The following is a 21,920-nucleotide window of genomic DNA, read 5'->3' as shown; positions in this document are numbered from 1 at the left end:
AGGGTGAAATTATGACCAATACATGCCAGTTAAGTAATAATACAAAAGCTTATGTAGATCAATATTACTGCATTTTAGAAAATATGATTCAGAAGATGTCTGGGGTGAAACTTACGGAGAGCATTTCAGGCAGTTTCATAACCCAGATGATTCCCCATCACTGTGCCGCCATTGCCATGTCTGAAAATCTGCTGAGGTATACAACGAATATTCCATTACAAAACATAGCAATGAATATTATCATATCCCAGCAGAAAAGCATTGAAAATATGAAAGCGGTATATCCGGAATGTCAATGCTGTATGAATGAACCGGAAGAACTCAGCTGTTATAAACAAAACAATGATAACATCATACAGAATATGTTTTATGAGATGAAGGCAGCGTCCACCGACAATAATATTGACGCTAATTTTATGCGTGAAATGATACCGCACCACAAAGGGGCTGTCTACATGTCAGAGAATGCACTGCAATTCCCTATTTGCTCTTCATTGGTACCCTTATTGGATGCCATCGTTACATCCCAAAAAGAGGGGATCAGGAAAATGCAGAATCTGCTCCGCCTGGAAATAAATTGTAGATAAAATAAAAAGGATTTTGCCGGAAAGTGAGAACGATCCGGCAAAATCTTTTTTGTAAAGCAAGATTAAAAGATTCTGTTATAGCAGCAAAAGAAGCTTAATATTTTGATAGACAGTTTTTTGGAAATATAGTAAACTAAATTCAAAAAGAGATCGGAGAAAAGTGAAAATGATCTGATAAAAAGTACAATGTGAAGAAAGGAAAATAGAATTATGTGTAAGGAATGTTACAGTGATAACAACAGAATAACTCCTTTACTGAATCCTATGGAGTGCCTGCAAAATCATACACAATATATCTGTGGAACTTGCGGACGCTGCATTTGCATTGAGCATGATGAAAAAAGAGGTGTGCAAAGGTGGAATTTTCCATTCAAATCTTTAGAGATAGCAAAGTTATATTTAAGAACGGCTGATTATACAATGAAAAAGTCCTGTGGAGTTTATGAAATAAAAAGCAGTAAAGGGCGCATATCATATAAAATATTTGTAGATATAGAAGGTCTGCATTTGTTTTTGAGGAAAAATAAAGATAAAATATGTGAAAAAATGGCTCCGGTTTACAGTGCTGGAGCCTATAGGGAATATCCGGATACCAAGGTAAGAAAATTAACATCGCAAGAGATAGAAAGATATATGTTTGAGCGTTAAATTGAATCTGGCTGACTGCTCCACTTTGTGGAGCTTTTTTAATTGTATCTTTTTGTAAAATCAGGAAAGGAAGTCGACACATAACAATCCATATGTTATCATAATAATAATGCAAGCAAGCGAAACGGAGGTATCCATGAGGAAGGAAGATATATGCAGCAGGGCAAGTCTATTGATACAACAGTTGATGGAGAGTTATATTTCCGGGGATCAGATGAAGATTGAAAAGATGTTTGAATATCTTTCCCCTGATATACTGGTGATTGGAACGGGGAAACACGAGTTTTATCATGGGCTGGAATCTTTGATCAACGGTCTGCAAAAGGATCAGAAAGAAGCAGAAGGGATTGACTTTATCATCAGAAATGAATGGTATGAGGCAAAACTGGTCAGTGAGGATGTCTGTATTGTATATGGAGAATTTGAAGCCGGTGAATCGGATGTTGAGGGAAAACAGGTGGTTATCAATATGGATACCAGGATTACCGCTGTTGTACACGCTGAGATTAACGGAAGATTAGTAATTGACAGCCTGCACCATTCAGTTCCTTATATTTATCAGCAAGAAGATGAGTATTATCCCAAAACATTTGCGAGTCAGGCAGAAGAAGCCATGCGGCGCAGCGCGGTGCTGGAAAAAGATATTCAGCTGGATTCGATGACAGGACTCTTTAACCGGAAATTTACAGAAAAGCATATCAGTCGTCTGCTGACGGAAGAGAAGGCAGATGGATTGCTGTTTTTGCTTGATTTAGATGAATTTAAAAAAGTGAATGACCAAAAAGGGCATCAGGCGGGGGATGCGCTTATTAAGCGCACAGCGGCTGTTCTCGAGGAACATGCAGGAGATTCTGATATCGCAGGCAGGATTGGCGGAGATGAGTTCATGCTGTTTGTTAAGGGGGTTCACAGCAGAAATGAAGGAACTCAGATTGCAGATCAACTGATTGAAAAGATCGGCATAATCTTTACCGGGATGGATTTGGAACAGAGCTGTTCCATAGGTATTGTCAGAGTTAGAAAAGGCGATTTGTCATTCACAAAAGCATATCATAATGCGGATAAAGCATTATATAAAGCAAAAGAAGAAGGCAGGGGAACTTACTGCTGGTATGAGACCGAATGACAGAATAAATGATTAAAATACAATCTTATTTATAAAGAAAATGAAATATAGTGATACACCAGAAGGTGATGCGTTTGATATAAATGAAAGAGAGGCATACAATGGATAACCAGGAACAAAAACATAAACGTCGAGTAAGATATAAAGGGACTCATCCTAAAACATATAAGGAAAAATATAAAGAACTTCAACCGGAAAAATATCCGGAAACGGTGGCAAAGGTAATACAAAAAGGAAGTACCCCCGTGGGGATGCATATTTCCATTTGTGTAAAGGAAATATTGGATTTTCTGCAGATAAAGCCGGGTCAGACCGGGCTGGATGCAACACTGGGATATGGGGGACATACACTGGAAATGATGAAATGTCTGAAATCCCAGGGTCATATGTATGCACTGGATGTAGATCCGATAGAAATAGTTAAGACCAGGGAACGACTGGAAGGTTTGGGATTTGGATCGGATATATTGACAATTATGCAGTTGAATTTTGCGGATATCGACCAGGTTGCCGGGAAAGCGGGAGCTTTTGATTTTGTATTGGCGGATTTAGGAGTCTCTTCCATGCAGATAGATAATCCGGACAGAGGATTTTCTTATAAAAAAGAGGGACCGTTAGATCTGAGGTTAAATCCGGAAAAAGGAATATCTGCAGCTGAACGCTTAAGAACAATTAGCAAGGAAGAACTGATGGGTATGCTGATTGATAATTCAGATGAACCTTATGCTGAAGAGATTTCTCATGGGATTATTTCTGAGATTAAGAAAGGAAAAGAGATCTCTACAACAACAAAACTCCAGCAAATTATAGGAGATGCACTGGAGTTTGTTCCTGCTGATCAACGAAAAGAAGCAATTAAGAAATCTTGTCAAAGGACTTTTCAGGCATTGAGAATTGATGTGAACAGCGAATTTGAAGTACTTTATCAATTCTTGGAAAAGCTTCCGGATGTACTCGCAAAAGGCGGACGGGTAGCCATACTTACATTCCATTCCGGGGAGGACAGGCTTGTTAAAAAGTCCTTTAAACAACTGTTTCGCGATGGTGTTTACAGTGAAATTGCAACAGAAGTTATTCGCCCGTCAGCGGAAGAGTGTAACATAAACAGCCGAGCCCGTTCAACGAAAATGCGATGGGCAATTAAAGCGTAAGCGGTATAGGACTGCGGTTTTTCTATAGAATATCAAAGTCTTTTTATAGGATTTACAGGAGCTGACAGTACTTCTTTGATCCGGGGAATCATTTTTTTTGTATACTGATATCCGGCCTCCATGCAGTCTGTCATATATTCAAAGGTCAATAATCCTGCTTCATCAGGAAGAGAAGGCTTCAGGAGCAACAGCTCTTTTTGCGATAAACAATCCTTCAGATCTCTGCTCATAATGGAAAATGAATGCAGGGATACTTCAAAAATAGAGTTATTTGCTGGCTTCTTATAGTCATCGCCCAGATCTACGGCGATAATTCGTTTTTCATCGGCTGCCGCCAGTAAATCAACCGGAAGGTTATTAGTTACTCCGCCGTCTACCAGCTGATAGTTTTCCAGTTTTCTAGGCTGAAAGATGGCTGGAACAGAGGAACTTGCCATCATGATGTCACCAAGTTTACCTGTGTGTTTCCAATGGACATGCTCCAGGGGATAAGTCCAGGCGAAATTGGTAAAAACGATGGTATCTCCACTTTCAATATCAACTGCCGGAATTACTGTTTTTATTTGGGCATCTGATAATGAAATATTATGGGTAAGTTCACATAGATATTCAGCAAGTTTATTTCCCTTTAACAGCCCCGTGAGGGTTACTGTTTTTTTGCATATCATTTGAGGAAAAAGTTTCAGAATATTCGTATAGTCCGGATCAAGATAAGACAAACCGCGACGGGAGAGATGGGTGACAACCTTACACATCTCCGGGATACTCATTCCAGAGGCAAATAGACCGGTGACGATACTTCCGGCGCTGGTACCGGCAATGGAAGAAGGAAGAAGGTGTTCTTCATCCAGAGCTTTCAGCACGCCTACATGTGCCGCTCCTCTTGTGCCGCCTCCGGCCAATGCTAATCCATATTTCATGAAGCAACCTCCAATACCATGGTGTGGTATAATGTATGAGGGGGAAGACGAAAATATAACTGTCAGATGAGAGGAGAAAAATGAAATTAAAGGTTCTGGTTGATAATAATACTTATATTGATCAATATTATAAAGGCGAGCCTGCGGTTAGTTATTACATTGAGGATGGGGATCAATGCATTTTGTTCGATACAGGATATTCGGATGTATTGATAACAAATGCCAGGGCGATGGATATCGACTTAGGTAAATTGACGCATATTGTATTTTCTCATGGGCATAATGACCATACCAGAGGCTATAAGTTTTTGATGCAGCGGTATGTATTACCTGATGTTAAGATTCTTGCACATCCCGATTGTTTTAAGCCTAAGCGAGATGGTGCAGAAGACATCGGAGCACCTTTTTCAGAAGGGGAAATGAAAAAAAGCGGCAGTCTGATTTTATCAGAAAAACCAATCCGGTTAAATGAAAATCTGGTTTTTCTGGGTGAAATACCGTCTCTGAATGATTTTGAAAAAAGGGCCGAAATCGGAGAACAGAACAGCAATGGGGTATGGGAACCGGATCAGGTTCTGGATGATTCTGCACTTGTGTATCAGTCAGCGAATGGCCTGTTTGTGATTACCGGATGTTCACACAGCGGTATATGCAATATTATCGAGTATAGCAAACAGGTATGTAAGGAGAAGCGGATTCAGGGTATTCTGGGTGGATTTCATATATTTGACCGGGATGTGAGGTTAGAAAAAACGATCCGCTGCTTTCAGGAAAATCAAGTGGAAAATTTATATCCCTGCCACTGTGTTTCCTTTCAGGCGAAGGCGAAGATGAACGATGCACTTAATGTGACTGAGGTAGGAACAGGGTTAGAATTATCCTTATGATCTAGTTGAAAGGAAAGGTATGGTAAAAGGTGTGAATGATGAAATTAGTACCTAATGTTCTGTCAATCCTTCGAATTCTTCTTTCACTGGGGATGATCTTCTTTATGAAGCCGCTTGGAACAGCATTTTGGATCGTGTATTTTATCTGTGGATTCAGTGATTTGGCTGACGGCTGGATTGCAAGAAGATACCAGGTGACCAGCAGGACAGGAGAAGTGATGGACAGTATTGGGGATGTAATGATGATTGGAGCGGCAGGTTTTCGGATACTCACCTCTGTGATCATTCCGGAATGGCTATGGATATGCATATTTGCTATTGCGGGTATACGTATGCTGAGTTTGATTATCGGGTATCTTAAATACAATACCTGGGCCACGATACATACATTTTCCAATAAAGCAGCCGGGCTGACATTATTTCTTGGGATACCTTTTTATGTCATGCGGGGGTGGAACGCTGTTATGATATTGTTGTGTATAATGGCGGCTGCTTCAGCATTAGAGGAATTGGTAATTCAGATAATAACAGAAAAATTAAATCGAAATATGCCTGGCATATGGGCATTATTATGGACGAAATAAAAACACCACTTTTTAATGAGCTTAGAAAAGCTATTAGAGAGTGGTGTATGTTTATCATTGTGCCAATTGATCCAGAGATTTGAAAGTATAACCCATCTCTTCCCATTTGCTAAGAAGTTCATCCATAATATCAGCATTTGTTTTAGAAGTACTGTGAAGGAGGACAACGGCACCGGGATGGATTCTGCCAAGGAGTTTTTTGAAGGCTTCTTCCTTTGTAGGCTGCTTATCCTGATACCAGTCTACATAAGCAAGACTCCAGAAAAATGTTTTATATCCCATTTCCTGAGCCATTTTCAGGTTACTTTCACTGTATTTGCCCTGTGGCGGACGGTAGAATTTTGTGAGCGGCTGTCCAACGGTGTCCTGATAGAGCTTCTCAAGATCCTGTATTTCTTTTGAAAAGGATTCCATGGTAGACATTTTTGACATGTCAGGGTGATGATAGGTATGATTTCCGACGGTATGGCCTTCTGCTACCATACGTTTTACCAGGTCAGGGCTTGTTGAGAGAAAGTTACCCACAATAAAAAATGTCGCCGGAGCATTATGTTTTTTCAGAGCATCTAAAATAGCGGATGTATTCCCATTTTCATACCCTGCATCAAATGTCAGATACAGAACCTTTTCCGTGGTATCTTCTGCATAATAAGTATCGTATTTTTTCAGTTCATCAAAAGTAGCGTTTGCCACAGGCGGCTTTCCCTCTTCCTGGAAACTAAGCCCCCAGTTGCCTTCAGCTGACGACTGAATAGAGGTACTGACAGTACTGTCTACAATTCTGGCGGCAAAATGGCCGGCCAGAAATGCTGCCACGAATAGAAAAGCGTATTTAGCCAGTTTTTTACAAAGTGCGTGATTAATCTTAATCATATACATTCCCAAATTCTATTTATTTTATATATATTGGATAAATAGTAGAATCATGACTGTTTTGCATAAAAAGCCTTCTTTGCTCCTGTCAATGCCTGTCCCTGCTCTTTCCGTTAATAACTCATAAAAATGTTTCTTTATAGTGAGCTGTAAATAAACGTTTCGGGGAAACTTGTAAGTTCTTATCAGTAAAGGTTGATTTATAGTCTTAGGTAAGCTATGCTTTAGATACAGAGCAAATAATTTACGATAAGATTCCATGGGAGCAGATAGAAGTATGAAAGAGGAGATAAAGAAAATCATATTAGACTTAGGAGCGGATGTATGCGGTGCTGCGGATATGGAAAGAAGTATAGGGAAAAAACAAGCAAATTAGAAGGAGGATGCTTATGAAAAAAGCTGCGGTCAGTCAGGTACAAAATACAAGATATCTGCCACTCCCCAAGAAGGAGGTTCAGTACTGGAAAACAAGTGATTTATGTCGTCATTTTGGTATTCACTGCAGCCTGCAAAAAGAAGGAGCCAGGATAGCTGAGAAGCTGTTTCGGCGATTTGCCGTATTATATCAGCTGCCGCAGGATTATGGAAATGTGGCATCAAAGGCATATCTTCTTCAGGATATCCATAAAGGGGTTTTGGAAACAGCAAAAATTTCCCAGGCAGGTGATATTATTTTGACACATCCCCTGAAATCTCTGACGGAGGAGAAAAATCGGTTATTGGCAGCAACCATCAGCTGTGTTAATTCAGAGTCTCCTTTGGAAAAAGCCGTAAAATTCAGCATGAAAAGTGCAGGACTTAGTGTGGAGCAGGGCAGGAGCTTAAGGTTTCTGGCGGAAAGCGTTGTCCAGGCAAGGCAACAGGTTATGCAGCAGCAGGATAGCGGAAAAGGTGGTAAAAGAGAGTCCGGCCGCTATCCTTCCGATAATTTTTGTCAAAAGCTGTCGGAATATGTGGCAATACAGATACAGGAAATCACCAGACTAAGCAGTAATTCAAAGGATCTTTCGAAACCTGAAGTAATTCATGATATCAGAGTGGCATTTCGCAGGCTGCTTTCCCTGTCGGTAATATTCAGCGGATATATGAATGACAGATGGCAGCAGGAGTACATTTTAAAGTTAAAGGAAAATCTCAAGATACTGGGCAGTCTTAGGGATCTTGACATTATGCAGGAAAAGTGTGTGTATTTTTTGAAAAAAAGTGGATATACCATAAAAGAAATTCCTGTTTTGTGGAAAATGATTGGCGAGACCAGAGACAGCCGTTTAAGTGAGGTAAACCGGCATTGCAGTTCAATCGCATATGAAACATTCTTAAGGGATATGGAATCCTATTTAGAAACAGGTGTATGCCGGCCGGTTTTGAAAAAAGCAGCTAAAGTAATGATATTTCAGAACAGGCAGGTACTGGAAGTCAGCCTGTTGCAGTGTTATATGCAATTAAAAGCTTATGATGAATGGATCAACGGGCTGGTTGTTCCGGAACCGGTATTGCATCAGATGCGGATTGCTTTTAAAAATATGCGTTATGTACTGGACTTTTTCCGGGAAGAATCAGGAGAAAAAGGGGAAAAGCTGATGGAAAGCTGTACCTGGTTTCAAACTGTGATCGGAGACCTGCATGATGAAACGGTATTAATAGACCGCATGGAGCATCAGTTAAAAAATTTGAAAATACAGGGAGCCGGAAAAAAGGAATTGAGAATCGTAAAAAGCTTCATAAATTTTTCACGGGAAGAAAGAATGGCATTATTGGCTGTATTCCGAAAGAGATGGAAGAAATTCGCCGGAGAGGGTCTGTGACTGAGAAATTCAGATGGATGCAGATTGATACAGCTGGCTGAAATAAATATCCGTACAGACAATGGTATGGGCATTGCCGTATCGGAGAAAATAAGAGCAAGTTAAATAAATTACAGGAGAGAGTAGCAGAATGATTGAAAAATTTAACATAAGGCTTGAAAAGCCGGAGGATTACAGAACGGTGGAAGAGTTGACCCGGGAAGCATTTTGGAATGTCTATGTACCTGGTTGTACGGAACATTTTATGATTCATAATCTGAGGAACCATAAAGAATTTATCAAAGAGCTGGATCTGGTTGCAGAACTGGATGGTAAAATTGTGGGACACATAGCATACAGTCTGGGAGCTATTGTTACAGATGCAGGCGAGGCATTTGAGGTGGTATGCTTTGGACCGGTAAGTGTACATCCGGATTATAAAAAAAAGGGAATCGGTTCTGCTTTAATTCGCTATTCACTGGATAGGGCGAAGGAGTTAGGATACCAGGCAGTGTGTATATTCGGTGATCCCCGCTATTACAGCAGGTTCGGATTTCATTGTGCGGAAAAATATGAAGTTAAGACAGAAGATGGCAAATATGCAGTACCAATGCAGCTTCTGGAACTAATACCCGGAGTACTGAAGGGCATCGAAGGAAGATTTATAGAAAGCAGTGGATTTGAAGTAAATGAAGAGGAATTTGAAGCATTTGAGAATACCTTTCCGCCAAAAGAAAAAAAGGAGGAGGAATCCCAGATTGATTTCAGGGTTTTGGTAAACTTAAGATTCTAAAAATAAGATTGGATACTGCAGAAAAACAGCTGGGCACTTAGTGGTCCGGCTGTTTTTGTGCCTGAAAATTATAGCGTACACTTTCAGCTTAAATTGGGGTTTAGCTGAGGAAGGGGACGCTTTGTAGATGGAGATAGTGCAACGGAAAGATGGGAGTGGGAAACTTGTATGGACTCCGTCAGCTGGCCGCAGAACTGGTATTTTCTAACCTTTCCGAAGCGCTTTTTGGCAGCACGCGGGTATTCACCGAGAAATCCTGATGCATTTCTCGGTTCAGTACCCGCTTAGTATCCGATGGGAGCCAGTCGAATACTATCCGCCAAAAAACACTTCGGAAAGCTAAGTAAATACTCAGATCTGCTCTACGCTTCCTCCGTCCATACAAGTTTCCCACTCCCATCTTTCCGAGATTCATGTTACCGCCACAAAGCTGAATTTCTCAGCATGGTTGGACCCCTGGGCTGTGGCAGGCTGTTCTTTATTGGATGCAGCGTAGTATGTTTCGGCTATTTAAGCGTAAAAGGAGATGAAAGTTTACTACTTTTTCTGGAATGAAGAAACAAATCACTGTGATAAGTTCAGTTGCTTTATGTTACTCGTTCTCAGCATGATAGATTCCCTGGGTGTAGATGGATGTTCTTTATTGGATGTAGAGCGGTATATTTTGACAGTTTATGCATAATAGAAGATGAAATTCTTTTCCTTTTTCTGATTGCAGAATATAAAACAAATCCCGTTCTCAAGATCAGTTGCGTAACGCCAATATTGTTCAGCATGCCACAACCCCAGGGTCCCACCACGCTGAGAAAACCAGCTTTGTATCAACGAATGCTATCTCGGAAAGAGAAGGGGGCGAGCCAGGACATTGATTTGGAAGGCGTATAGCAGAGCTGAGTATTTACTTACCTTCCCAGAGTGCTTTTTGGCGGATACAATTCGACTAGTACTGCATTGCAAAATGCAGTACTTCTCCCATCGGATTGTAAGCGGGCAGTGAGCTGCGAAATGCATCAGGATTTCGGAGCGAATGCCCGCGTGCCGCCAAAAAGGGCTCTGGGAAGGTTAGAAAATGCCAGTTCTGCGGTAAGCCTTCCAAATCAATGTCCTGGCTCGCCCCCTTCTCTTTCCGCGCATTACTTAAATCTACAAAGCGTCCCCTTCCTCAGCTAAACCCCAAATTTTGTAACTAAGTTTACTTACTATTTTACATTTTAGGAGGGAAAAATGACATATATTGATAAAGTAGAAAAAATTATGTATGGCGGTGACTATAATCCGGAGCAGTGGGAGGAAACTGTCTGGGAAGAAGATATGCGCCTGTTTGCCCTTGCGGGGATTGATATTGTTACGTTAAATGTATTTAACTGGGCGTCGCTTCAGAAGGATGAAGAAAGCTATTGTTTTGACAGCCTGGATAAAATAATGGAACTGGTAAGGAAAAATGGTATAAAAGTGTGTCTGGCTACGTCTACCGGTGCCCATCCTGCATGGATGGCAAAGCGTTATCCGGATATTCTGCGCACAGAGTCGGATGGAAGGAAACGAAAATTTGGGGGAAGGCATAATTCCTGTCCCAATAGTCCCACATACCGGAAATATTCGGTACGTCTGGCTGAGGAACTGGCAAAACGATATCAGGGCTATGAGAATATTGTGGCATGGCATATATCCAATGAATACGGTGGGGAGTGCTACTGCGGGCAATGCGAGAAGGCATTTCGGGAATGGCTGAAAGAACAGTATTTTACACTGGATGCTTTGAACCAGGCGTGGAATACTTCGTTTTGGGGGCATACTTTTTATGACTGGGATGAAATTGTACTGCCCAATTTGCTAAGTGAACATTTTGGGGATGACCGAACCATGTTTCAGGGAATCTCTCTGGATTACCGCAGGTTCAATTCCGAAAGTATGCAGCGATGCTTTGAAGCAGAGTATCAGGCGGTTAAAAAGCATACACCGAATATACCGGTTACAACAAACCTAATGGGATTTTATAAGAATCTGGATTACCGGAAATGGGCTGAAAAAATGGATTTTATCTCCTGGGACAGCTATCCGTCCAATCAGGATTCAAAGGCACAGATGGCGCTTTCCCATGATTGTATGAGAGGGCTGAAGGATGGAAATCCTTTTGTGCTTATGGAGCAGACGCCAAGTGTCACTAACTGGCAGGCATATAATGCGCTGAAAAGACCGGGTATCATGCGTCTTTGGAGTTATCAGGCGATTGCTCATGGAGCAGATGCAGTTATGTTCTTTCAGATGAGAAGGAGTATCGGGGCATGCGAAAAGTTCCACGGGGCAGTGATTGATCATGCAGGGCATGAACACACCCGTGTGTTCAGGGAAGCAGCAGTTCTTGGAAAAGAACTGGCGAAGCTGAGCGGCGAACTGCTGGGCGGCAGGACACCGGCAAAAACGGCGATACTCTTTGACTGGGAAAACTGGTGGGCATTGGAATATTCAGCAGGGCCCAGCTGTGAACTGAAATATTATGACGAAGTCCGCAGCTATTACGAAGCGCTGCATCAAATGAATATTTCTACGGACATTGTGGGAACCGAGACGGATCTGAGTCATTATAAAGTTGTGATTGCACCTCTGCTTTACATGACAAAACCGGGAGTGGATGAGAAACTCCGCAGCTTTACCGACAAAGGAGGAACATTAATTGTAACTTATTTCAGTGGTATTGCAGATGAACATGACCTGGTAATTACAGGAGGATATCCTGGCAGACTTAGAGATATTTTAGGAATCTGGGTAGAAGAGACGGATGCACTTCCTTTTGGCGAGGAAAATAGGTTTTCTTTTGGTCAGGAGAAATATCCGGCGAAAATACTGTGTGATATCATCCATGCAGAAGGGGCAGAGGTACTTGGTGTTTATGAATCGGATTTTTACAGGGGAACTCCTGTTTTGACCAGGAATTCTTTTGGACAAGGTATGGCATATTATGTAGGAACCAGATCAGACAATGTATTTTACAGCCGATTCTTAAGGGGAATACTCAGGGAAGCGGGAATACATCCTGTAATGGAGACGCCGGGGGAAGTAGAGGCGGCGGAACGCAGGAATGAGAACGGATCCTATATCTTCCTGATGAATCACGGTATAGAGGAAGAGAAGATAGCTGTCCAGAAAAAATATCTGGAATTACTCACCGGACAGGTTTATAATGAAGGGGAATTTATCCTGCTGCCGGGCAGGGAAGTTATGATCTTAAAAAGGCAGGATTAGTGACACATAAAAAGAACAAGAAAAAGGAAAAAGGAAAACAGGAAATCAGGAGGACTTTATGAGACTGGAAAAAGGAAGCAGATTAGTAATGATTGGGGATTCGATAACAGATTGCGGAAGAAACTATGAGGCAACTCCGGCGGGAGGAGGATCCTTTGGTGACGGATATGTGAATCTAGTAAATGCATGTCTGACAGGACTTGCACCTTCTTACGGCATTATGGTTGTAAATAAAGGGGTCAATGGCAATACAATCGTGGATCTGAAGAAACGCTGGCAAAAGGATGTACTGGATTTAAAACCGGATTATGTATCTGTCATGATTGGAATTAACGATGTGTGGAGACATTTTGATGGACCGTTGCAGCAGCTGGAGCTGGTGGATCCGGAGGAATACAAAAGGGTGTATGATGAATTAATTACGGATACCAAGCCAAAAGTAAAAGAAATTTTTATTATGAGCCCTTTTATGATTGAACCAAACAGACAGGATAAAATGCGTACTATGGTTGATGCTTATGCTGAAATTGCCAGAGAAACCGCAGACAGACACGGGCTGTTATTTATTGATGTTCAGAAAAAAATAGATACATTCCTGGAAGAACTCTCTTCCTACATTATCTCGGGAGACCGTGTGCATCCTAATGTGCAGGGACATATGATTGTAGCCAAAGCATTTTTAGACGGTATTGGATTTTCCTGGAAGTAAGCGGGGAATGTTGGGAAAGACGCTTTGTTAAGATAGGAAGGGTACGGAAAGGGCGTTGTCACGGCCCTTTCCGTACCCTTTCCGGTATTCCGTTTATGAAGCAAAGCTGTCAGAAAGCAATTTTAAAACACGCTCTGGGATGGGACGGCGCCGCGGTTATAAAATGCCAGGATCTTTTCGGAATTCCGCTGGGCTTATGCCTACGTATTTTTTGAATTTCTTGTGGAAGTAGTCTACATTTTTGTAGCCGACTTGTTCTGCGATTTCATATACTTTCAGGGTATTTTCCAGAAGCAGTTTTTTTGAGCAGTCGATCCGGACGTGGTCGATATAGGAGTTGAAGCTTTCGCCGACTTTTTTATTGAATATTTTTCCCAGATAAGAGGAGTTATATCCGAAGAGTGGGGCAATGGATTCCAGCTTCAGGTTCTCACGGTAATTATGTGTGATGTAGTGCAGGATATCATCCAGGACACTCTCGCTGGAAGAGCTTCCTACGGCGTTCATGCACATTTCAAATTGTTCTGAGAAAAATTGTATGATCTCATAGAGGTAATATTTGTTTTCGATGAGTTCTATAATAGCGGCATTGGTTGGAAAGGGGATTTCGATGTTGCTGTATGTATGGGTCAGAATGGATTTAATCTGTATGTAAATATCAGCCAGAAAATGTTTGATACCGGTCACATCGTCCACGGCATAATACAGATTTTGTTCCAGTTCATTTAAAGTATCTGCAATTAGCACCCGGTTGTGGGATTTAATATAATCGGCAAGACGCTGGTCATAAGATACAGATTCTTTCGGTTTAATCTGCCAGGTAAACTGGTCTTCCAGAGGAAGCTGCAAAAAGCCCAGAACATGCTGGTTCTGTTCACAGAAAAAGCGTCTCTTTGAGAGTGACAACGCGTCCCCAAAGGAAAGGTGGACTTGTTCCAGGCGGTAAACCTTTCTTCCATAGGTCAGAAAAAGAGAGTCCAGGGGAGAACCTTTCTGAGGATTTTTATCATAATGGGCAAGCAGATATTCAAAGCGTTCTATAGCAAATTCCCCTTTCAAAAGAATAATATCCTGCCCATCCAGCTGAATATGCTCAAAGGAGTTATGGTCCTGATTCGTCACTCTTAACAGACTGGCAAAGTCCCAGGCGGTTTGAAACGTATCCTGGTTATAATTTTCATAGATAATTGTCTGGTATACACTGCAGTCCAGATGGAGGTCCGAATAGTCAATGGAATAATAATCCACCTGATTAAGAAGGAGATCACGCAGAATAGTATCCCGGGCTTTTTCACGGTATTGCAGCATGACAGTATGATTTTTATGCTCTTCCAGTAGGGCATCCCTCACGCTTTTAACCGCATTTTCCAGTTCATCTTCATCAATTGGTTTTGTCAGGTAGAAGTCTACGCCATGCCGCATTGCTGTCTGGGCATAAGAAAAATCAGAATATCCGCTTAAGATGATGAATTTTCCGTTGTAGGATTGTTCCCGGCAGCGTTTAACCACTTCCAGACCGGAAAGTCTGGGCATACGGATATCCAAAAGAACCAGTTCCGGCTGAAGCCGTAAAATTTTTTCCAATGTTTCTTCCCCATTTTTTGCCTCTGCGCAAATGGTAAAGCCCAGTGCCTGCCAGTCAATTATATATTTCAGCCCTTCCAATACGGCTGATTCATCATCTGCAATTAATACATTCATACATCATTCCCCCTGTATATTAGTGAGCGGAAGCTGAAGAGAGACCAGGGTCCCTTCTGTTTTGCGGCTTTTAACCGTTAATCCGTAAGAGGAGCCATAGCAAAGCTTAATCCGCTGGTTTATATTGTAAAGCCCGATGCTGTCGGCTGAGGCTTTATCATGGTTATTAATATTGGATATCATTTTTTCCAGTTCCTGTGCAGTCATGCCTTCCCCATTATCAAAAATATCAATGCACAGATATTCGTCGTCCATTGTACCTATGTGTATAATAATCTGTCCATTTTCTTCTACTCCTTCTAAACCATGTAAAATGGCGTTTTCAACAATAGGCTGCAATAGCAGCGGCAGTATCTGAAAATCTGAAATATCAGTTCCCGGTTCAATTTGAATTTTGTAATTTACACGTTCATGGAAGCGCAGCTTCTGAATGGACAGGTAGGTTTCGATATAGTCCATTTCTTTTTTCAGCGTGGTGGATGAGGTACCGGTATTTTCCAGGACATAGCGCATGGATTTTCCTAACAGCTTAATAGCCGTAGCTACTTCACGGTTTCCGGCAGTCAGGGACTTCATGCGGATCGTCTCCAGTGTATTGTAGAGGAAGTGGGGATTGATCTGGCTTGCCAGCATCTTGAACTCCATTTGCTGCTGCCGGTTGGTGATTTCCTGTTCTTTGATCTGAGCCTCATACATCTGGGATTCGTTGTCTTTTATTTTTTCAATCATTACTTTCAGATCCTGAAAGGCTTCTGATAATTCATCATCCCCTTTAAATGAATCAATAATATCATAGTCCCCGTTACTTGCCTGGTGCATAGCGCTTCGCAGGATTACGACACGGGCACTGAAATATTTGGTAAATAAATAGATAATCCCTGTTGGAACGAAGAGGATCAGCAGGATGATAATGCCATAAGTCAGGGTGACCTTATTAATATAGGGATATGCCTGGAAATTCAATGAAGTCAGATACAGGATATCGTCTGACTGATAGGGAGTCAGTGTGGAAACTGCGCTCAGGCATTTTTCAGCGTTTAATTCATTTTCTCCAAGATATTGATAAAAGCCGTTGCTGTAATCAACTGGTACACCAAGGGGAGCGCCTACTAAGCTGCGGTCGCTGCTGTAAAATACAGGCTCCTGATTGACGGAGAGGATCGTAGTCAGCGTATTGTTTTCAATCCTGTTTTTCAGGTAATTGGTACTTATTGTCATGGCAAGAACAGCATAGCTTTTCGTATCCGGAAGGGGAATTTTCCGGTATAAAGTCAGTTCATAGTATTCATTGGAGAATTGGTCTGTGCGTTTTTTTACTTTCCAGAATATATTAGACTGCCGGGAAGCTTTTTGGAACCAGTCAGTTTCCCGGGTTTCATCCGATGCAAACAGAATCCGGTCATAGTCTTCAATCGTCTTGTTAAGAGTATAGATCTTTAAATCTGCCAAGGAGGTTTCATTTTTCAAAATGGACTGGATTCTCTTATAATTACCGCATGCCGTCCGGGAATCCACAGGAGAAGGATAATTTGTGCCAAGAAGTTTTTGCAGATTGGCATCAAAGGTGAGATCTTCGGACAGATTATAAATGTTAGTTGTTAAGTCAAACATAATGGATTTAATACGCAGATTGTCCGATTCAATCTGGTTCTCATAATGATTCGTCAACAGCTTCTGGGTATTCAGGAGGAGAATAATCCCAATCACCGTAACCGGAATCAGGATGGCGGCAAAGAATATGGTGTAAAGCTGTCTTTGAACTTTGGTTTTTGAAAACTGGGATTGCAGTTTGTCTTTTAATTTCATCGGTGAATCCTTTCTGCAGGAGAAGTCATTAAAAAGGGGGTATCTAATATAAATTTCAGGCATTTATTACTTTATATTTATTGTACAACAAAACAAAACACACGTACAGCGTCATTATTGGAGGTAAAATACTCTAATTTTTAGAGTGTTTTATCTGGAATTCTAATGGTATCCGGTTAAATAAAAGTCCGCTATAATGTGGTCTAAGAGTGTATTTGAAAAATTATTCCGGTCATCTGCCCGCCCCACTTTGCGGCATATCTGCCTCGAATTCAGGTCACGCAGTCCGCTGCCAGCCCTTTATTTGGGACAAATCTCCCACAACGTGTGACGCACAGCTGTCAGAAAGCATTTTTCAAACACGCGCTAACATGCTTGATAAGAGTTGAAAAGGAGAACGGACTATGAAATTTAGTAATGGATGCTGGCTGCAAAAAGAAGGATGTGAGTGTTTTACTCCGCAACAGGCTTATTTTATAAAAAAAGAGGATAAAAAGGTTACTATATGTGCACCAACGGGAAGAATTAATCACAGAGGTGATACCCTGGGTGGAATTAACCTTACGGTGGAGATTTCTTCCCCTATGCCGGAGATTCTCAGAGTACAGACAACGCATCATAAAGGGGTATGCAGGAAAGGACCTGATTTTGAACTCAACCTGCAGAATCAGCAGAAACTGGATGTGTTTGAAGATGAAGATCAGCTGATTGTAAAGAGCGGGAGTCTGGGACTGGTGATTACAAAGGAAAACTGGTCTATGACATACATAAGGGATGAGGAAAAGCTTACCGGGAGCGCCTCCAGAGATCTGGCATATATGAAGACCCGGTGGAATGGATTTGCTTATGATCAGGGGAGTGACGATGCTTATATGCGTCAGCAGTTAAGCCTGTCCGTGGGAGAACTGGTATACGGTATGGGTGAGCGTTTTACTCCTTTTGTAAAAAACGGGCAGTCTGTTGACATCTGGAATGAGGATGGGGGAACCAGTACTGACCAGTCTTATAAAAATATTCCTTTTTATCTCACAAATAAGGGATATGGTGTTTTTGTAAATCATCCAGAAAGAGTTTCTTTTGAAACCGCTACGGAACAAGTGACAAAAGTAGAATTCAGTGTACCCGGCGAGACTCTGGATTATTTTGTAATCAACGGTCCTGAAATGAAAGAAGTACTAAAGCGATATACAGATCTGACCGGAAAACCGTCACTGCCTGCGCCCTGGACTTTTGGACTGTGGCTTTCTACCTCCTTTACCACAAATTATGATGAAGGGACTGTAATGAGTTTTATTGACGGTATGTCAGAAAGAGGGATTCCGCTTAGAGTATTTCACTTTGACTGTTTCTGGATGAAAGAATTCCATTGGTCGGATTTCATATGGGATCACAGCGTTTTTCCGGATCCGGAAGGAATGCTGGGACGGATAAAAGAAAAGGGATTAAATATATGTGTCTGGATTAATCCATATATCGGACAGGAGTCGGCACTTTTCGACGAAGGAATGGAAAAGGGATATTTTATTAAGCGCGCAAATGGGGACGTATGGCAGTGGGATATGTGGCAGCCTGGGATGGCAGCAGTGGATTTTACAAACCCAATGGCATGCAGCTGGTTCCAGGATAAACTGGAAGATCTATTGGATATGGGAGTGGACTGTTTTAAAACGGATTTTGGAGAACGAATTCCAACGGATGTTGTTTACTATGATGGATCTGATCCTGAGAAAATGCATAATTATTATACTTATCTCTACAACAAGACGGTTTATGAATTATTGGAGAAAAAAAGAGGAAAAGGCGAAGCTGTTTTATTTGCCCGCTCCGCTACGGTCGGAGGTCAGAAATTCCCGGTACACTGGGGAGGAGACTGTTGGTCTGACTATGAGTCTATGGAAGAAAGCTTAAGAGGAGGATTGTCACTCACCATGTCCGGTTTTGGATACTGGAGCCATGATATTGGTGGATTTGAAAGTACTTCAACTCCGGATGTCTATAAACGCTGGGCAGCTTTTGGATTGCTGTCAACCCACAGCCGCCTCCATGGAAGTACATCCTACCGGGTTCCCTGGGCTTATGATGATGAAGCGGTAGATGTAGTTCGGTTTTTTACAAAGTTAAAAGCAAGCCTGATGCCATATCTGTTTTGGGGGGCGGTAGAAACATCAAGAAGCGGAGTACCTCTTATGAGAAGTATGGTACTGGAGTTTACGAATGACAGGAACTGCCATTATCTGGACCGGCAGTATATGCTGGGAAGCCATTTGCTTTGTGCTCCTGTATTTCGGGAAGATGGGATAGCGGAATATTATCTGCCGGAAGGAACCTGGACCAATTATCTGACAGGAGAAGAAGTGACAGGAGGCAGATGGGTAACAGAGAAGCAGGATTATCTGAGTATCCCCCTTATGGTGCGGGAAAACTCGATTCTTCCGATCGGAGCCTGCGATACAAAAGCGGATTATGATTATGCCAAGGACGTGGAATTTAAGATATATACATTAAAAGGTCATGTATCAGCAGAGGTTTATGGACCAGATGCAAAATTAGATGGAAGAATAACAGCGGATAAAAATCAGGATACCATAAAGTTCATCACCGAATCAGCAAAGCCATACAGCATTCGTCTGGTTAATCAGGCGGTCAAAGAAGTAAAAGGGGCACATGCATTTTTGGAAGGCAGGGACACTGTATTAATGCCGGTGGCAGATGCTGCAGAAATTCTCGTATTTTTAGAACAGATAAAATAAGATAAGGAAATCCCAAGAGGCAGATTGACCGGCGCTCAGGGATAAGGAGTCAGAAAAGAACAATGAAAACAGGCAGTAAAATAGAAGAATTGCTAAAACAGCTCACACTAGAGGAAAAGCTGGGAATGATTCACGGTAATGGATTATTCTGTACGAAAGGTGTAGAACGCCTAAACATTCCTTCCCTTAAGATGTCAGACGGACCAATGGGAGTGCGCAATGAATTCGAAAACGAAAAATGGATTGCAGTGGGAAATTCAGACGACTATGTGACCTATCTTCCATGCAACAGCGCCCTTGCATCAACCTGGAACCGTGATCTTGCTTACCGGATGGGACAGGTACTGGGGGAAGAAGCCAGAGGCAGAGGCAAAGATGTGATACTGGCGCCTGGTATTAATATAAAGAGAAGCCCGCTCTGTGGCAGAAACTTTGAATACATGAGTGAAGATCCTTATCTGACAAAGGAAGAAGCAGTACCACTGATACAGGGAATTCAGGAGTCCGATGTAGCAGCCTGCGTAAAGCATTTTGCACTTAACAACCAGGAGACCGAAAGATTATGGGTGGATGTGGAAATCGGGGAGCGTCCTCTGCGGGAAATCTATCTTCCGGCATTTTATGATGCAGTGAAGCGCGGTGGTACTTATTCTCTGATGGGAGCCTATAATAAAGTCCGGGGAGAACATTGCTGCCAGAGTAAATATCTTCTGGATGAAGTCTTAAGAGAAGAATGGGACTATGACGGAACAGTGATCTCTGACTGGGGAGCCGTACACGATACCAGGGAGGCAGCAGAAAGCAGTCTCGATATAGAAATGTCCGTTACAGATCAATTTGATGAATACTGCCTTGCAGATCCATTATATCGAGAAATACAGGAGGGAAGAATTAAGGAATCTTTTGCAGACAGCAAAGTCCGCCGGATTCTCCGGATGATGGAACGCCTGCACATGCTGGATGGGGAAAGAAAAAGCGGATGCTATAATACGCACGGGCACAGACAGACGGCGCTGGAAACAGCAAGGGAATCCATTGTGCTGCTTAAAAATGATAATCACCGACTTCCAATTCAGAGAAAGAATCTGAAAAAGCTGCTGGTAATCGGTGATAACGGCGATCGGATTCATTCCAATGGAGGCGGGAGTGCGGAAATCAAAGCATTATATGAAATATCGCCTCTTATGGGCTTAAAGTGCAGGCTTGGAGGCAATACAGAAATTAAATATGTAAAAGGATACTATGCAGAGAAAAAAGACGTGACAGGAGAAGTAAACTGGCAGGAAGCAAGCCTGAATGACAGCAATAACACCAAAGGCAAAGCGGCTGAAAATACAGGTCTGTCGGAGAAAAGAAAAAAGCTGCTGGAAGAAGCAGTAAAAGCAGCAGCCGCGTATGAAGAGGTTCTGTTTATCGGCGGGCTGAATCACGATTATGACGTAGAAGGCTATGACAGGGAAGATATGCAGCTCCCCTATGAACAGGACAAGGTTATTCAAGAGGTGCTGAAAGTAAATCCAAACACTGTGATTATCATGAATGCGGGTGCGCCTGTGGAAATGAAATCCTGGGTCCATCAGGCAAAAGCACTGGTCTGGAACTGGTATGCAGGTATAGAGGGAGGTAATGCCCTGGCTGAAGTTTTGCTTGGAGAAGTCAATCCATCCGGCAGGCTTGCAGAAACCTTTCCCAAAAGCCACCTGGATTGCCCGGCACATTGCCTGGGAGAATTTCCGGGTAAGGAAAAAGTACACTACCGGGAAGGAATTTATGTAGGATACCGCTATTATGACACTTATCAGACAGAACCGCAATTTTGTTTTGGTTATGGCTTGTCTTATACGGAATTCACATACAGCAATCTGGAAATCAATCAAAATAATTCCGCTTTCTGTATGTCTGTTTCCATGGATGTTAAAAACACTGGTGCCCAATGTGGAAAAGAAGTGGTGCAGCTATATGTCAGATGCCTGGAATCAAAAGTGGAGAGACCGTATCAGGAGTTAAAAGGATTTGAAAAAGTATCATTAAATCCGGGAGAAGAAAAGCAGGTAAGCTTTTGGCTGGATGAAAGCAGTTTTCATTATTACGATGAAAATAATAGGAAATTTTGTACGGAACCGGGCAGATATGAGATATGTATCGGTAAATCTTCTCGAGATATTTGTCTGAAAAAGGAAATAAAAATAGTATTATGACAGGTGCCTGCGTAACCGAATATGGCTGTCAGAATAACATATAGTAAGAAATCAGAGAGGTATATGCCGATGCTTACTACGCAGAACAAACAGGAACCAGAACCATGCAGACCAAATTGCTCTGTGTGTCCTAGAAAATGTACACCTAAGTACGTGGACT

General features: G+C 42.0%; 17 protein-coding genes. 13 read left to right on the top strand and 4 right to left on the bottom strand.

What is annotated here, in order from left to right:
- The first annotated feature begins 11 nt into the window (after window positions 1–11).
- The 4 genes from QR40_RS02930 (at window position 12) to rsmH (ending at window position 3,512) form a co-directional block, all read left to right on the top strand.
- Window positions 12–587, top strand: coding sequence for a DUF305 domain-containing protein (locus QR40_RS02930; protein WP_044293211.1), 576 nt, complete (start codon window positions 12–14; stop codon window positions 585–587).
- A 210-nt stretch (window positions 588–797) separates the two neighbouring features.
- A complete protein-coding gene (locus QR40_RS32965; RefSeq protein WP_044293209.1) occupies window positions 798–1,235 on the top strand; it encodes a hypothetical protein in 438 nt (145 codons plus the stop codon).
- 136 nt (window positions 1,236–1,371) lie between these two features.
- On the top strand, window positions 1,372–2,361 hold the full coding sequence (locus tag QR40_RS02920) for a diguanylate cyclase domain-containing protein (RefSeq protein ID WP_044293208.1): 990 nt from the start codon (window positions 1,372–1,374) through the stop codon (window positions 2,359–2,361).
- 101 nt (window positions 2,362–2,462) lie between these two features.
- Entirely contained in the window at window positions 2,463–3,512 is a 1,050-nt protein-coding gene (gene rsmH / locus QR40_RS02915) for a 16S rRNA (cytosine(1402)-N(4))-methyltransferase RsmH (protein ID WP_044293207.1), read from the top strand.
- Window positions 3,513–3,544: 32 nt separating this feature from the next.
- Here the strand turns inward: rsmH and QR40_RS02910 are convergent, their stop codons facing one another.
- Window positions 3,545–4,432 carry a patatin-like phospholipase family protein gene (locus QR40_RS02910; protein WP_044293206.1) on the bottom strand — a complete coding sequence of 296 codons (888 nt, stop codon included), beginning with the start codon at window positions 4,430–4,432 and terminating at the stop codon, window positions 3,545–3,547.
- Window positions 4,433–4,512: 80 nt separating this feature from the next.
- On the opposite strand from QR40_RS02910, the gene QR40_RS02905 reads away from it, so the two are divergent.
- Together QR40_RS02905 and QR40_RS02900 are read left to right on the top strand one after the other, a co-directional pair.
- Window positions 4,513–5,319, top strand: coding sequence for an MBL fold metallo-hydrolase (locus QR40_RS02905; RefSeq protein WP_027293305.1), 807 nt, complete (start codon window positions 4,513–4,515; stop codon window positions 5,317–5,319).
- A 35-nt stretch (window positions 5,320–5,354) separates the two neighbouring features.
- Window positions 5,355–5,903 carry a CDP-alcohol phosphatidyltransferase family protein gene (locus QR40_RS02900; protein ID WP_081998760.1) on the top strand — a complete coding sequence of 183 codons (549 nt, stop codon included), beginning with the start codon at window positions 5,355–5,357 and terminating at the stop codon, window positions 5,901–5,903.
- 54 nt (window positions 5,904–5,957) lie between these two features.
- Here QR40_RS02900 and QR40_RS02895 read toward each other — a convergent pair whose 3' ends face one another.
- Window positions 5,958–6,776, bottom strand: a complete 819-nt coding sequence (locus tag QR40_RS02895; protein WP_044293204.1) for a polysaccharide deacetylase family protein — start codon at window positions 6,774–6,776, stop codon at window positions 5,958–5,960.
- A gap of 389 nt (window positions 6,777–7,165) precedes the next feature.
- Here QR40_RS02895 and QR40_RS02890 point away from each other — a divergent pair, with 389 nt between their 5' ends.
- The 4 genes from QR40_RS02890 (at window position 7,166) to QR40_RS02870 (ending at window position 13,305) form a co-directional block, all read left to right on the top strand.
- Window positions 7,166–8,581, top strand: a complete 1,416-nt coding sequence (locus QR40_RS02890; protein ID WP_044293203.1) for a CHAD domain-containing protein — start codon at window positions 7,166–7,168, stop codon at window positions 8,579–8,581.
- 130 nt (window positions 8,582–8,711) lie between these two features.
- Entirely contained in the window at window positions 8,712–9,353 is a 642-nt protein-coding gene (locus QR40_RS02885) for a GNAT family N-acetyltransferase (RefSeq protein WP_044289253.1), read from the top strand.
- 1,224 nt (window positions 9,354–10,577) lie between these two features.
- Window positions 10,578–12,596 carry a beta-galactosidase gene (locus QR40_RS02875; RefSeq protein WP_044293201.1) on the top strand — a complete coding sequence of 673 codons (2,019 nt, stop codon included), beginning with the start codon at window positions 10,578–10,580 and terminating at the stop codon, window positions 12,594–12,596.
- A gap of 58 nt (window positions 12,597–12,654) precedes the next feature.
- The gene (locus QR40_RS02870) at window positions 12,655–13,305 is read left to right on the top strand and encodes an SGNH/GDSL hydrolase family protein (RefSeq protein ID WP_044293200.1); all 651 of its coding nucleotides are present in this window, start codon (window positions 12,655–12,657) and stop codon (window positions 13,303–13,305) included.
- Window positions 13,306–13,461: 156 nt separating this feature from the next.
- On the opposite strand, the gene QR40_RS02865 is transcribed toward QR40_RS02870, so the two are convergent.
- Window positions 13,462–15,006 carry a response regulator transcription factor gene (locus QR40_RS02865; RefSeq protein ID WP_044293198.1) on the bottom strand — a complete coding sequence of 515 codons (1,545 nt, stop codon included), beginning with the start codon at window positions 15,004–15,006 and terminating at the stop codon, window positions 13,462–13,464.
- A 3-nt stretch (window positions 15,007–15,009) separates the two neighbouring features.
- Window positions 15,010–16,812, bottom strand: coding sequence for a sensor histidine kinase (locus QR40_RS02860; protein WP_044293197.1), 1,803 nt, complete (start codon window positions 16,810–16,812; stop codon window positions 15,010–15,012).
- Between the two features lie 209 nt (window positions 16,813–17,021).
- Between QR40_RS02860 and QR40_RS32960 the strand changes: the two genes are divergently transcribed.
- The 3 genes from QR40_RS32960 to QR40_RS02850 all read left to right on the top strand — a co-directional run bounded on the left by QR40_RS32960 (window position 17,022) and on the right by QR40_RS02850 (window position 21,760).
- Window positions 17,022–17,201: a DUF6783 domain-containing protein gene (locus tag QR40_RS32960; protein ID WP_152614157.1), complete on the top strand. Its 180-nt coding sequence runs from the start codon at window positions 17,022–17,024 to the stop codon at window positions 17,199–17,201.
- Window positions 17,202–17,216: 15 nt separating this feature from the next.
- Complete coding sequence (gene yicI / locus QR40_RS02855; RefSeq protein WP_044293196.1) at window positions 17,217–19,562, top strand: alpha-xylosidase; 2,346 nt, start codon at window positions 17,217–17,219, stop codon at window positions 19,560–19,562.
- A 62-nt stretch (window positions 19,563–19,624) separates the two neighbouring features.
- Complete coding sequence (locus QR40_RS02850) at window positions 19,625–21,760, top strand: beta-glucosidase (RefSeq protein ID WP_044293195.1); 2,136 nt, start codon at window positions 19,625–19,627, stop codon at window positions 21,758–21,760.
- The last annotated feature ends 160 nt before the right edge of the window (window positions 21,761–21,920 follow it).

Origin of the sequence: Robinsoniella peoriensis, assembly GCF_000797495.1 — a bacterium.
Taxonomy (GTDB): domain Bacteria; phylum Bacillota; class Clostridia; order Lachnospirales; family Lachnospiraceae; genus Robinsoniella; species Robinsoniella peoriensis.
Note: the sequence above shows the minus strand (reverse complement) of the source record. Positions and strands in the feature narration are given on the sequence as shown.

Excerpts from the sequence above, each read along its gene's own strand:
- QR40_RS02930 (WP_044293211.1), top strand. The coding sequence starts at position 12 with ATGACCAATACATGCCAGTTAAGTAATAATACAAAAGCTTATGTAGAT.
- QR40_RS32965 (WP_044293209.1), top strand. The coding sequence starts at position 798 with ATGTGTAAGGAATGTTACAGTGATAACAACAGAATAACTCCTTTACTG.
- QR40_RS02920 (WP_044293208.1), top strand. The coding sequence starts at position 1,372 with ATGAGGAAGGAAGATATATGCAGCAGGGCAAGTCTATTGATACAACAG.
- rsmH (WP_044293207.1), top strand. The coding sequence starts at position 2,463 with ATGGATAACCAGGAACAAAAACATAAACGTCGAGTAAGATATAAAGGG.
- QR40_RS02910 (WP_044293206.1), bottom strand. The coding sequence starts at position 4,432 with ATGAAATATGGATTAGCATTGGCCGGAGGCGGCACAAGAGGAGCGGCA.
- QR40_RS02905 (WP_027293305.1), top strand. The coding sequence starts at position 4,513 with ATGAAATTAAAGGTTCTGGTTGATAATAATACTTATATTGATCAATAT.
- QR40_RS02900 (WP_081998760.1), top strand. The coding sequence starts at position 5,355 with ATGATGAAATTAGTACCTAATGTTCTGTCAATCCTTCGAATTCTTCTT.
- QR40_RS02895 (WP_044293204.1), bottom strand. The coding sequence starts at position 6,776 with ATGATTAAGATTAATCACGCACTTTGTAAAAAACTGGCTAAATACGCT.
- QR40_RS02890 (WP_044293203.1), top strand. The coding sequence starts at position 7,166 with ATGAAAAAAGCTGCGGTCAGTCAGGTACAAAATACAAGATATCTGCCA.
- QR40_RS02885 (WP_044289253.1), top strand. The coding sequence starts at position 8,712 with ATGATTGAAAAATTTAACATAAGGCTTGAAAAGCCGGAGGATTACAGA.
- QR40_RS02875 (WP_044293201.1), top strand. The coding sequence starts at position 10,578 with ATGACATATATTGATAAAGTAGAAAAAATTATGTATGGCGGTGACTAT.
- QR40_RS02870 (WP_044293200.1), top strand. The coding sequence starts at position 12,655 with ATGAGACTGGAAAAAGGAAGCAGATTAGTAATGATTGGGGATTCGATA.
- QR40_RS02865 (WP_044293198.1), bottom strand. The coding sequence starts at position 15,006 with ATGAATGTATTAATTGCAGATGATGAATCAGCCGTATTGGAAGGGCTG.
- QR40_RS02860 (WP_044293197.1), bottom strand. The coding sequence starts at position 16,812 with ATGAAATTAAAAGACAAACTGCAATCCCAGTTTTCAAAAACCAAAGTT.
- yicI (WP_044293196.1), top strand. The coding sequence starts at position 17,217 with ATGAAATTTAGTAATGGATGCTGGCTGCAAAAAGAAGGATGTGAGTGT.
- QR40_RS02850 (WP_044293195.1), top strand. The coding sequence starts at position 19,625 with ATGAAAACAGGCAGTAAAATAGAAGAATTGCTAAAACAGCTCACACTA.